The organism is Portibacter marinus, assembly GCF_021533195.1.
Classification (GTDB): Bacteria; Bacteroidota; Bacteroidia; order Chitinophagales; family Saprospiraceae; genus Portibacter; species Portibacter marinus.
This window is the reverse complement of sequence record NZ_JAJNKB010000005.1, coordinates 40,881-54,818: the sequence shown is the minus strand read 5'-3', so window position 1 is coordinate 54,818 and position 13,938 is coordinate 40,881. Positions and strand designations below refer to the sequence as shown.

The following is a 13,938-nucleotide window of genomic DNA, read 5'->3' as shown; positions in this document are numbered from 1 at the left end:
TTGATCCTTTTATCTTTTAGTCATCTAAAATTCCTTCATAATATCTGATCCAATTCAGTCCTAAAATTTTATCAATCTCTCCAGGCTTAAAACCACTGCTTTGCAGACGTTCCGCTACCAATCGATATCGATCTGTCGAGTCCAGCTCCGGAATCCACGGTGGCCACTGAACTTTATAGGAAGGCTTAAATCGAGTCAGGCGAGGCACATACCAATTTTCGCGGGTAGCACCTGATGCTTGTAGCCCCTGTATGGCAAAGTCAGCTGCCAGTCCTACATGGTCAATCCCTCCTACCTTTACTGCATGTTTGATGTGATTAACATAGGTGTCCAGCGTGGTTTCCACTCCTATTTTGGGACCTATCATGTATCCCAGACTGATGATACCAATGACTCCACCCTTGTCAGCCATCGCTTTAATTTGTCGGTCTGTTTTGGCTCTGGGATGGTTTTGATGCAGTGCCTCACACATGGAATGATTGATCATGGCGCCATATTTGCTGAATTTGATGCCGTCATCAGTCGTTTGCCTGCCACAATGCGAAAGATCGATCACAATTCCCAATTCATTCATACGCTCCACTACCTGGATTCCGTAATCAGATAGACCAGCATTTGTTCTTTCTGTACATCCGTCACCGATTAAATTTCTTTCATTGTAGGTAAGTTGCATCCATCTGGTTCCAGCAGTGTAAAGAATGTCCAGATTTTCCAAATCATTGTCAATCATCCTGGAGTTCTGAAATCCTAATAACACAGCTGTTTTACCTTCTGATTTTGCTTGTCGGAAATGTCTGGAAGCTGTAGCCAGTAGCAATTTTTCAGGATTGGACTTTATCCTTTCCTGCCACTCCGACAATGAAAGTAATGCCCGTTGCATGGTTGCCGAATCAAGAGAAGCATTAAAACCTGAATAACCAGTCTGTTCCAGGGCCTCAAAAGATGCTTCGTCCCAGTTGCGCGTAATGATCAATCCATCTATTACGATAGATTCATCATAAGCATACTCTGACATTCGAGACCATTGGGTTTGCGTCACTCCCTTGATAATGGGAATGGGAGCCAATGCACTTAAGCTTACCGCCTTAAGGAAGGGTCTTCTTTTCATGACATTACGCTATTCATCATTAACTTGATCTTATCAATCGTCGTCATTCAATTTTTCATAATCATCCTCCATCAGTCTTTCAAGAGGATCCAACAAAGCCTTTAGTTCTGCTGACAATTCTTCATACACTTTGTATGCACCATCTGTAGGCCTTGCATCTCCATTTTCTACACTTCTTCTGAGAGAAGCCAGCTTATTATTCAGCATGATCGGGAAATTCAATGGATCCTGACCGCTTTGATTCTGCACCTGATATAGTTGCTCTTCTATATGGGTCATCTTCTGTATAAACTCCCTGGTTTCTTCATCCAGATTATCGGCACCTCCTGCCTGCTCTTCCAATTCAGAGCGCACTTTTCGAATGGCGATGACCGCCTCGTTGGCCTCAGAGGTCTTGTCTCTAATTTTCATCGCAAGCTCAAATTGCTCCTGGAGATCTTCTGCAGTAATGCCTTTCAGATTAGGATCCATCAGGATCTCAAATGGATATTCCTTGACGTAATCGCCAGCTTTCATCCGCACGGTGTAGTTTCCTAAAGGTGCCTTTGGTCCACTAGCCGGCCTGGCACTCCATATGATCATACCATCAAATACGGTTGCTCCCGGATATCTAAGATCCCATTTGAATTCATTGATGCCGGATGCAGTTGTAGGTTTGCTGGATCCGCCTCTTCTCCACCATGGAATATTCGGGTCCACTTTATTTTCTTTTTCTTTGCCTACAAAGGTGTCTACAAGATTCCCATCATCATCCAAAATCTCAAAGACTACCGAGTCTGCTTCTTCTTTCAAATAGTATTGAAAAATGCCATCATACACGCCACGTATGGGGTCACTCGGTTTAAAAAGTAAGGCGTCTGCTGCCAATGATTTCGTTGTCACTTCCCGAAGTGGATTGATGTCATCCAAAATCCAAAATCCCCGTCCATGGGTACCAAGGACCACATCATCATTTTTGATTTGAAGGTCACGAATCGGTGTATCCGGCAGATTTAATTGAAGCGGTTGCCAATGATCCCCGTTATCAAAAGAAATATATACGCCATGTTCAGTACCTAAAACCAGCAAGCCCTTACGAACATGATCTTCTCTCACTACTCTGACAAAATGACCTGCTTCTACTCCTTCGATGATCTTTTTCCATGTCTTACCATAATCGGTGGTCCGATATATATAGGGTTCCCTGTCGTCAACCTGATACCGATTCGCAGCAATAAAGGCAGTTCCCGGAGAGTGCATCGATTCTTCTATGATACTTACGCGACTGTACTTAGGAAGATCCTTGGGGGTAATATTGTCCCAGGTTTTGCCACCATTTCGTGTAATGTGCACCAATCCATCATCAGATCCGGCCCACAAAGTATTGTTGTCGTGATGGGAAGTGGTTAAAGCAAATACCGTTGCATAAATTTCTGGTCCGTTCATATCTTTGGTAATGATCCCACCTGTAGGTCCCAGAGTTTCCGGATCGGCATAGGTCAAATCAGGACTTACTTTTTCCCAGGTTTGACCGTCGTTGGTCGTTTTCCATACATGCTGTGAACAGGTGTACATGATATTATCATCCTGCTTGCTGAACACAATTGGAAAAGTCCATTGCCACCGCTCGAGTAAATCGCTGGAGGGTTGGCCAGAGAAGAACCTGGGGTAGACCTGAATATCTCTTATTTGCCCATTGCTTCTGTCGTATCGAGTCAGCAAGGCGCCCTGACTTCCGGCATAAAAAATATCCGGTTTACTGGGATGCTGGGTAATGTACCCACTTTCACCTCCACCCACTGGGTAGGCCCATCCGTGTCCGGGTCCGCGTGCCATTTTGTGATCCCAACCATCGCTCGGCATGGCCAATGTGCTGTTGTCCTGCTGAGCACCAGCCACATGATAGGGGACATCGCTGGTGGTCATCACATGATAAAACTGTGAAGTAATGTAGTCCTGCTCCGTCCATGTTTTACCTCCATTTGCACTGACATTTCCACCTCCGTCATTACCATTGATCATGCGATCAGGATCATTAGGATCAATCCATAGGTCGTGTTGATCACCATGCGGAGGTCTGATGACAATGTCAAAGGTTTTTCCCCCATCTGTGGATTTATACATTCCCGTATTCAACCCATAAACGGTATTTTCATCCCATGGATCTGCGTAAATTCTTGAATAATAGAAAGCTCTTTGCCTCAACTTCCTCTCGTCATTGGTTTTCTTCCACGTCCAGCCACCATCATCAGATCGGAACACACCTCCTTCATTGGCCTCCACAATAGCCCAAACTCTGTTGGGATTTTTCGGAGAAACAGTCACGCCTATTTTACCCAATGGTCCTTCAGGCATGCCTGGATTTTTAGTTAATTCTATCCAATTCTCACCACCATCTACAGATTTCCATAGCTTACAATATTCTCCTCCACCCCACATTTTCCAGGCTTTTCTGTAGACTTGCCAAGTGCTGGCATACAATACATCCGGGTTGGTTCGGTCAATAATAAGATCTACAGCGCCAGCTTTGGGACTTTCATACAATACCTTCTTCCAGGTATTTCCGCCGTCTACAGATTTAAAAACACCACGTTCTTCATTATCCCCATATGGATGTCCAAGCGCAGCTACATAGACGATGTCCGGATTTGTAGGATGAACACGGATCCTGGCTATTGCTTGTGTTTCTTCCAGTCCCAGGTGTCGCCAGGTTTTTCCACCATCTTTTGACTTGTAGACGCCGTCACCTTGCGTAATACTTCCTCTTAATTGGACTTCACCCATACCGATGTATACGATATCAGGATTGGTTTCAGCGACTGCCACTGCACCTACAGAAGAGCTGGTGATTTGGCCATCGGTGACCGGAAACCATTCATTCCCGCCATCTACAGTTTTCCATAATCCTCCTCCGGTTGCACCGAAATAATACTCTAATGGTCTTCCGGGAGAACCTGCGACACCCAGGCATCGTCCACCACGATAGGGCCCAATGTTACGCCATTCCATGGTTTCGTAAAAAGTGGGATCAATCTCTTGTTGTGCTGTAGATTGAGTCGACCAGGTAAAGGAAAGGGCCATCAGCATGGCAAGTATCATTGCTTTCATTATGTTGATTTTAAAAATTTATTCATGATACAGAAAAAATTTCTATTCGCCATCTTTTTTGTCAGAAAGCAAGTCAGACTGACATCCATCCATTGAGGAAATAAAAACTTGGAACAAGATGGTCTTAAATATAGCGCTCCCTGTTCTGCAAGTTTAATAGAGAACCCAAAATAAAAATCACACTTCCCACCATTAAGAAAATACGATTTTTCCACACGATTTGTTGGTATGCCACTTGGGTCAATTCACGAGAGCTACCGAAAGGGTTCATGAAAATGTTCCACATGGTATCATCAAAGATTTCACTAAAAATGCTAAGAAAGAATCCTAAAATGACCATCACAACAGCGGTTGCATTGCCATTTTTGATTCTGGTAGAAAGCAGAAATGCCAGGCTTCCCAGGAAGCTAACTGGATACATCAGCTGATAGGAAAGGAGGATAGGATTGATCGGATATAATAAGTAAGAACCCAATGCTGAAAATAATATTAACATCAAAAAAACGAGCACAAATATCAATATGATTCTGACCAGCCAGACCTTATATCTGTAGTCAGGAATACCAAAAAGTATTTCAAGCATTCTTGCGTCATCATCTCTCTGAATACCAAATACTACGGGATAGAAAATCAATAGCAATGCAGGCAGAAAAGTGATTTCGTACATGACGCTGAGATTGAAGTCCACGTTATCGAACACGCTTACAATCATAAAAAATATATAGAATGCAATTGCTGCCAATAAGAATAGTATAAATCTTCCGGCGAAGACCACCTTTAGATTATAGCGTATGACCTGGAGTATAAGTATTAGCGAACTAGTCATTTTCTTTTATTTGAATGTTCTTTAATAAGCATAAATACGCATCCTCCAGAACGGGTTCTATGGGGTAAGCATTTTCATTAGGCCTGGTATTCGAAATGCACCTTACTTTAATATTTTCTCCTTCCCGAATATGGTTTACGATCACATGTGCCTCATCCTCCTGCGTGAATTGGTTCGCTGGAATCAAATATTCCCAGATCAGCCCATTGGCCAAATGTACCATATCCAAAGGCGAACCCTGATACTTGACTTCTCCCTTATCTATGACAGCTAACTGGTTACAAGAGCTTGCAATATCTTCGATAATGTGGGTAGAGAACAATACGATCCTTTCTCTGCTCAACTGAACCAGCAGGTTCCTGAAGCGAATTCGCTCTCGTGGATCCAAGCCAGCAGTAGGTTCATCTACAATAAGAATTCTGGGTAGGTGTAAGAGGATTTGTGCGATCCCAATTCGTTGTTTCATGCCTCCGGAAAAGGAAGAAATTTTTTCATTTTTTCGATCCAACATATTTACGGCTTCAAGAACGTACTCAAGCCGTTGCTTTCTTTCTGTATGTTGAGTGATCCCCTTGAGTATGGCCTGATAATCCAGATAGCTCCAGGCAGACATGTCATCATAACTGCCAAAGGCCTGTGGCAGGTAACCAATCAAACCTTGCAGTTCTTCTCTTTTCTCCTGCGTGTCAAAACCATTGATCCAAATCTTGCCATAGCTTTGGTCAAAGATACCACTGATGATTCGCATCAAAGTGGACTTACCAGCTCCATTTGGTCCCAGCAATCCATACATTCCTGTACCAATTTCAAGGGAGATGCCGCTTAAAGCTTTAAAGGGCAATTTCTTTTTGCCAATGTATGGTATACTGAGAATCGTACGGTAGTAAAATCTTCTGATCCTCCATTTGACCCTTTCAATTTTTAAACCCTTTCGATAGAAATAATGGGATGAGCGCTGAACAAACAAAATTAAATACCAAACCACACCAATCACGGCTGCATGACCTACGCCTTCCCATTGTGCATAAAGCGCAAGTACTAACAAAAAAGGCAAAACCCAAAAAATTAATTTTCCTAAAAAAGACAAAACCCTTATGATCATGTGGCCGTTTCCAATTTGAAGGTATTCACTTACAGGTCTACCGATTTCTAAGACCAGAAGATAAATCGATATGGCCATAACGGTCATCCAAAAACCGTTTTCCAGATACCAAAAACAGAACCAGATCATAAAAATCAGTAAGGGAAGCTGCCATAGTAAATCCTTTAAGAAAGTCTTCCACCCAAACTCTTGGACTACACTTTTTCGAGATGAGGCCAGGTTTTCACTTCCACCCCACTCTCGGGCGAACCGACCTGGTCGATTGTAGATCTTGACAAGATTCTGAACGACAATGTGAGGAGCAACATCACCAGAAATGATTTCTTCACTTGCCTTTTTGAGACTTTCCATAATAAAGTAGGTGATGCCTGGAATGATGAAAAACAAGAGGAGGATATTGGCAAACTGCCACAGCAGTGCATCCACCCTGAAATAGACCAGCAATGACCCACCAATGAACAAGGCAATGTTGACGATTTTTATCCATAGCGGTAAGTCGCGAAACCAGCTGATCGCATTTTCCATACCCAAATACACCGTCGGGATGAGGATCAGTGTAAGAACAGTGCCTAAAGCCAGCCCCCCTATAACGGTCACTGCAAAAGGAGCTCCTATGACACCCACATACTCTTCGGTACCCAGGGCCAACGGAAACATTGCGACAATGGTGGTAATTGCTGTTATCATAATGGGCCTGAGGCGATGAAGCCCAGCAGTCATTAATGCTCTGGTTTTTCGAAATCCTTTGCGTCTTAAAGTATTCACATAATCAATGAGGATAATGCCATTGTTGACAATGACACCGAGCAGAATCAAAAAACCGGTCAATGTATTGGCATTCATCAACGAATTACCCGTAATGGCCAATCCTAAGAGCGCTCCGGTAGCTGCTAAGGGAACTGAAAAGCCCAGCACAAAGGGAGCAGTAAGCGATTCAAAGGAAGAGGCCAGAATGATGAATATCAATAAGAACGCTGCCCCTACCAGTGGTTTGAAATCCTTGAGTTGATCCTGAGCGTCAACCAGCTCGATTGCAACCCCTGGAGGAATCTGATAATTGGCGATCAGATCCGAAATATTCGATTTATAGCTTTCCAGTAAGTCACGTGATTGTTCAGCCTGTCGGGTAGGTGCATAGGTCAGTTCAATCTGCTTTTGTTGATTGATTCGACGGATGTCCTCGGAACCCTGCGTTTTCGTAATGGAAGAAATATCAGTCAACTGGTGACGACCACCTACCTGATCTCTGATCTCAAGTGTTCTCAAGTCGTCCATTGTTTTGGCTTCTTCTTCTATCGTCGGAGACTCACTTTCTCTGATGATGATATTATAACCTTCGTTTCCATATTTAAATTGGGTTTCCGAAGTAGAAGTCTGGCCGAAATCACGAAGGGCCAGCGCTATATTTTCAGGGATGATATTGTTTCTGGCCATGGTTAGCGGATCAAAATCCAATCGGGCTTCAGGACGACTTCCTCTTGTACTGAGATTCGCGCTTCTCGTTTCACTAAGGTTTTGAACAAAATATAGCAAATCCTGTCCCACCCTTTGGATTAATTCATAATCTTCACCCTTGATCAATATTCTTTCCTGAGTATTGCCGAATCCCAATAGCGCACCCATATCTCCCATTCCACCTCCACCGAAGTCACCACCACCTGTGGCACTCCCTGGTGCAGGGTTGGTACTGATTGTTCCTCCACCTACTCTTTGAATGATACCCTCTATATCCTCCTTGATTTCGTTGAAACCCCGACCATCGACTTCTTCGTGTTCTTCCTGAAGCTTAATGGTCACTACTCCATCTTCAGCATTGACTTTACTATAGATGTCCGCTTTTTCCTTAATTTCTTCAAGCACTGACTCCACTTCCTGAACCACAATGTCAGTTTTTTCAAGGGTGCTGCCTTTTGCCATAGTCACATATATATCGATCTGATCCGATTCCACTTCTTCCAGCGCATTGATATTGAGGGCCAATACTGCAAAAGCAGTTAAAAAGAAGAGCAACAATCCTCCAATGATCACTCTGGTAGGATTTCGAAGACTACTCTTCAAAAGCACCATGTAAATCCGCTCAGTTTTATTATTTCCTTTTGACACATCAAAAGCTGATTTCTTCGATCCAGCATTCTTTCTCAAAACCAGTGCTGCCAAAACGGGAATCAGGAAAAGGGCCACCAGAAGGGACATGAGCAAAGTAGAAATAATGGAAACGCCAATATTTTTACCAATAAGGCTCAATAGATAATTGCCAAAGAAAACAAAGGGTAAAAATACAGTTGCAGTCGTCAAAGTAGCTGCTAAAATGGCTTTGGCTACTTCTTTAACACCGGTGATGATCGACTTTTCCTTTGACTTTCCTTCTGACAGCAAGCGGTAAATGTTCTCTAATACCACAATGCTGTTGTCCAGCAACATACCTACCGCCAAAGCCATTCCTATCAGAGTCAGACTGTTGATGCTGATACCTGCCCCATAAAACCAATTGAAAGCTGAAAGTACGCTAACAGGTATGGACACTGCAATGATGGAAATTAAACGTAGGTCTTTGAGGAAAATCCACAAAACCAGAATAGCCAATAACCCACCGATAAGCGCCAATCTGATGATTTGATTAATGTTATTCTCCATGTCATCGGCCATATTCTGTTGAATGGCAATCTGTACATCTTTGGAAAGCAATTGCTTGTTCAACGCTTTGATCAAATCCTGACATTGATGAGAAAGGTCAATAATATTAGCCTGGGAAGCCTTGGTGAGTGTAACTGAAATGGCATCTTTCCCGTTCACTCTGCTGATGGAAGTACTTTCTTCCACACCAAATGAAACCTGGGCAACATCCTTCAGTAAAATAGGCCCGGGAGCCATTACCAGATTTTCGATCTCAGCGACAGATGTTAGTTCAGTAGCGGTTCGAATGAAATACCTTCTCTTCCCCTCATACACATAACCTGCTAATGTTCTGTCTCCAGAGTTCTGGTTGATCTTTGACCGTACCGATTCAACGGTGATGTCCAGAGGCTCACTGGCCTCTTTATCCAGGATGATTTCCAAGCTTTTTTGTCGTCCGCCAAATACGTTGATGGATGCGATCCCACTCAAGTTTTCAAAGGCCGGACGAATTTCCTGTTCCGTAATGGTTCGCAATCGGTCAGTTCCACCACTTCCACGAATTTGCAGCTCTAAAAATTGATTGGTGAATTGCTGCAGATCTATCTTGGAAACATTGACAAAAATATCATCCGGCAGCTCAGTCTTAATGGCATCTATCTTTTGCTGCAAGTCGAGAAATGCATACTTAAAGGCCACGTCTTGCTTGAAACTCACCTGTATAAATGCTTGATTAGCGCCGATTCGGCTGTCGATTTCCTCAACCCCTTCCAGGCTTCCAATTGCACCCTCCACAGGGATAACACCTTGCTGCTCTATATATTCAGGACTGGAGGCCGATGATGTAGCCACCTGAACGAATAGCATCGGTAATTCAGCATTGGGAAGCAATTCTACTGCCAATCGATCATAAGAGATATAACCCAATAAACTCAGACCTAAAAAGATCATACAAGTCGTTATCTTCCTTTGAAGAAGTACCGTCATCTTGCAGTTTTCTTTTCGCCCCTATCAATAATCGCATAAACGCAAGGAATGACAATGAGGGTTAGGAATGTAGAAGTAATCAGTCCACCTACAACTGCCCATGCCATGGGTGCCCTGAGAGATGCACTTTCACCAAATCCGAAAGTCAGTGGTAGCAAAGCCAGAACTGTAGTCATGCTGGTCATCAAGATAGGTCGAATTCTCTGTTGACCTGCCTCTACAATTGCATCCCACTTTTCAGCACCACTTCTTCTCAACTGATTAATCCTATCGACAAATATGATCGCGTCGTTTACCGCTATGCCCACCAGCATAATGACTCCAATCACTGCCATAATATTTAGAGGCATATCTAAGGCATAGAAAGTGCCGATGGTCCCTACCACTGCCAGAGGAATGGTCAATAGAATGGTAAAAGGATGAAGCAACGACTCAAATTGAGAAGCCATCACCATATATACCAAAATGATCGAAAGCAGCAGTGAGAATCCCAGGCTTTTTAAAGATTCCTGTCTGCGCATTTCATCACCTTCAACACTGATGCTGTAACCAGGTGGTATTTCCAATGTTGCTAATTGCTTCCTAATTTGTTGAGCAACGAACTCCAAAGGTTGGTCTTCAACGGATTGAGCATAAACTTTTCCTATTCTATTTTGATTCCTTCGATGGATTTCACGGGCAGCTGTGGTCGTGTTCAAACGGGCAATTTCTGCCAACCGAAATTCCCTTTGTCCACCTTTGATGACCATTTCTTTAAAATCCTGAATTCCTTGCTCCGGAAGAACGAGCCTGATATCCAGCATCTCCCCAGCTCGCTCCAATCTTCCGACCTCCTTGCCCTGCAAATGGTCCTGAATCTGAGTAACAACCGAATTCATGTCTAATTCATACAAGCCCAACTTAAAACGATCAAAAAGGACTTCCACTTCAGGTGCCCCTTCCTCTATGGATGTTCTGACATTCAGTAAAGAAGTTATGGTTTCCATCTCAGCCTTTACCAGCATGGTCATTTCACGGATCACCTCTAAATTTTCTCCTTTGATCTCCACAACCAGGGGTGCTTCTTCCGTCCTCAATATTTCATCTAAAGAAGATGCTTCAGGGGCAAATGAAATTTGAATACCAGGAATACCACTGATAGCCTGGTCAAGCGCAGCAATGACTTTACTGGTGCCAAGTGCAGTGCTGTCTACCAGTCCGACTTCCAGTGTGGCCCTATGCTCACCCCTGAAGACATTATTCTTTAATTCACCTGGATTGGTTTTGGCGCCAATATGACTGTAAATGAAATCGATGTCCTCGCCTAAGCCATCTTGAATGATCTCTTCTATATTGGCAACGGTTGCTGCGGTCCTTTCCAATATAGTGCCTTCAGGCATCTGAATGTCCATGGTAAACTTGTGCGTGCTGGCACTTGGCATGAATTCAGTGCCTACCTGAGGATAAATATAAGCGGCCATTGCAATTAAGCCTGCTGCCAGTAAAATGACTATCCATCTCCACTTCAAAATTTGTCTCAAAAATCTGCTATACCCAGTAAGCTGGAATGATCTGGCCTTGGCAGGAAGGCTTCTGTTCCGATAAAATTGGTGATACAACATCGGAATAACAAAAATCGCGACAAACAACGAGGACAATAGTGAGAAAGCAACGGTCCATGCCTGATCCTTGAACAGTTCGCCAGCGGCATCCTGCATGTAAATGAGGGGCAGAAAGACGATGATGGTGGTCAGCGTTGAAGCAGTGATGGCGCCACCCACTTCAGATGTCCCCGTGATGGCTGCGCTCTTGGCATCCATTCCCGTCTCATGGTTCCGAAATATACTTTCAAGCACCACAATGGCATTGTCGACCAACATACCCGCTCCTAATGCCAAGCCGCCCAGGGTCATGATGTTCACGGTCAATCCATTGAAATACATCAAGGTAAAAGTGGCTATGATTGAAATGGGAATGGCAATACTGATAATTAAGGTGGTGCCCAGGCGATGAAGAAAAAAGAAAAGTACCACTATGGCCAGACCTATCCCAATCAACGCCGTTTCCTTTACTTCGTCTACTGCATTCTTAATAAATGTTCCCTGATTAGAGATGACATCAAATTGATATCCCGGCAAAGCGGCTTTGATCTCATCTAATTCGACCAGTATTTCTTCTACTGCTTTTACCGTGTTGTAGCTGTTTTCCTTGTAGATGGATAGTCCCAGTGAGCGCTGACCATTGATCCGCACCATATTTTGAGGCTCCTTATTTGTAAATTGAGTCACAGCAACATCTTGCAGGTAAACAGGTGCATTACTTCCTCCCTGATTGGAAACATCTTGAGGATTGGTTGCTTCACCATTTCTTCCGGAGGTGTTGCCTTGCTGATATCCGATGATCAGGCGGTTAAAATCATCTTCAGTTTTGAGCATTCCCGCACCTTTGATGGTATAGTTTAAGCCCAGATCTTCAACGTTTCCTCCTGAAATATTTTGATTGTAGCTTTGAATTTTTTGAGCAATGTCGTTGATGGTCACCTGAAAGGCCTCCATTTTATAGGGCACTGGTTGAATGAGGACTTCTTGCTCCAATTCACCGGAAAGAGCCACTTGTGCTACCCCTTCTAATCTGATCAACTTATTGGTCAGATAATTATCTCCGATTTTTCTCAATTCATTCAAGTCCGTAATCTCAGGATGGCTAATACCGATCAACATAATAGGAGCACTGTTCGGATCGTACTGCGTCACTGTTATTCTGTCTAATTGTCCCCCCTGATTAAAATCATTCAGTGACTTCTGCAGATCGAGGAAGGCTTCATCCATATCTTTTCCCCATATGTACTCTACGGTCAATTGCGCAGAGCCAATTTGCACAACAGAGGAAACCTGTGACACCCCCTGTTGCCTCATGGTCAGGGATTCGATCTGCTCAATGTATTGCTTCTCAATTTCTTCCGGTGCTTTCTCACCAGCTGTAATTTCCACAAACAAACGTGGAGAATTGAGATCTGGAAATAAGTCCACGCCCAGTCTCGAATATGAAATGTAGCCGAGAATACAAATTCCCAAAATGGCCATCAGAATGGTCACTGGGTAGTTTACCGAAAACGTAATCAGTCTTTTCATTGCAGGATTTTCACTTTAGACTTGTCTCTTAGTGTTTCAAAACCCTTGACCACCAGTCTATCATTTACTTCTAACCCGCTGACCACTTCTATCTGATCTTCATTCTCCATTCCGGTTTCTATCAATCGCTCAAAGGCAGTATTGTCTTCCACAACAAAGACCCTCTTCCCTTTCTGATCAGATATAATTATTTCTTTAGGTATGGTGATGATGTCTCTCTTTTCATTGACCTTAATTAAAGTTTTGACGAACATTCCAGGGCGGATCAATAATTTAGGATTACTAAATCTCACTTTTGCCAGGTAAGTTCTGGTTTCTACGTCAATGGCTGGTGAGATTTCAGTGATCCTTCCTGTGAGGGTATCGTCCGGAATACTGTAATTCGTGAGTTGTACCGGCTGCCCGATTTTGATTTCGTTGATGGTGCTTTCAGGGAGGTTGACGTCAATGTACATTTGATAATAATTCATGATTTTCCCTAGAGGTGCCCCTTGTTCAATGATGCTATTGGGTGTATAATTGGGAAATTCTACGATGACCCCTGAAATGGGAATGCTCATCTTCATTTTTTTCAGTCTCAACTGTGCATTTTCAAGATCATTTTTGGCAGTGGTCACCTGTAGCTCAGCATCCTGAAGTTCTCGCTCTGTAACTCCACCTTTTTCGTAGACTGACTTTTGACGGTCATATGTTTTTTCAGCCAATTGCAAGTTCATTCTCTTGGTTTCCAAAGCGATGCCATTGACATACTCCTCATCGATTATTTCCATAAAAGGCTGACCCTCTTTAACATAGTCTCCTAATTTATAAGGTCTGTTGTAGGACGGATGATTGAGCAAATGGAATTCACCACTTAAAGGGGCCTTCATCTCCATTTCTTTATCAGCCATGGCATTACCTGTGGCAATGGTATGGCGGGAAAGTTGGTCCGTCTCCACCTGAATGACAGAAACCGGAGCAGCGATTTCAATACTTGGGCTTTCATCTTCCGACTGGTCACAACTGGTTAACAAAGCTGCGATCAAAAATAAAAGCAGCAGATAGGACTTTACTAACATAGCGTTTGTTTCGATGGTCATTTTCAGAAATATTTTTAAGCTCATTC

At 43.3% G+C, this 13,938-nt stretch carries 6 protein-coding genes; all 6 read right to left on the bottom strand.

The genetic code is table 11. From position 1 onward, the window contains the following. Window positions 1–16: 16 nt before the first annotated feature. The 6 genes from L2567_RS12970 to L2567_RS12945 all read right to left on the bottom strand — a co-directional run bounded on the left by L2567_RS12970 (window position 17) and on the right by L2567_RS12945 (window position 13,936). Window positions 17–1,108, bottom strand: a complete 1,092-nt coding sequence (locus tag L2567_RS12970) for a dipeptidase (RefSeq protein WP_235298214.1) — start codon at window positions 1,106–1,108, stop codon at window positions 17–19. Window positions 1,109–1,141: 33 nt separating this feature from the next. Next, window positions 1,142–4,195, bottom strand: a complete 3,054-nt coding sequence (locus L2567_RS12965; RefSeq protein ID WP_235298213.1) for a VPS10 domain-containing protein — start codon at window positions 4,193–4,195, stop codon at window positions 1,142–1,144. A gap of 124 nt (window positions 4,196–4,319) precedes the next feature. Beyond that, window positions 4,320–5,021 carry a hypothetical protein gene (locus L2567_RS12960; RefSeq protein ID WP_235298212.1) on the bottom strand — a complete coding sequence of 234 codons (702 nt, stop codon included), beginning with the start codon at window positions 5,019–5,021 and terminating at the stop codon, window positions 4,320–4,322. After that, window positions 5,014–9,723 carry an efflux RND transporter permease subunit gene (locus L2567_RS12955; protein ID WP_235298211.1) on the bottom strand — a complete coding sequence of 1,570 codons (4,710 nt, stop codon included), beginning with the start codon at window positions 9,721–9,723 and terminating at the stop codon, window positions 5,014–5,016. Before L2567_RS12955 ends, L2567_RS12960 begins: the two co-directional genes overlap by 8 nt. Next, a complete protein-coding gene (locus L2567_RS12950) occupies window positions 9,720–12,833 on the bottom strand; it encodes an efflux RND transporter permease subunit (protein WP_235298210.1) in 3,114 nt (1,037 codons plus the stop codon). Before L2567_RS12950 ends, L2567_RS12955 begins: the two co-directional genes overlap by 4 nt. Then, window positions 12,830–13,936, bottom strand: coding sequence for an efflux RND transporter periplasmic adaptor subunit (locus L2567_RS12945; protein ID WP_235298209.1), 1,107 nt, complete (start codon window positions 13,934–13,936; stop codon window positions 12,830–12,832). The genes L2567_RS12950 and L2567_RS12945 overlap by 4 nt, the downstream gene beginning before the upstream one ends. Window positions 13,937–13,938: the final 2 nt, after the last annotated feature.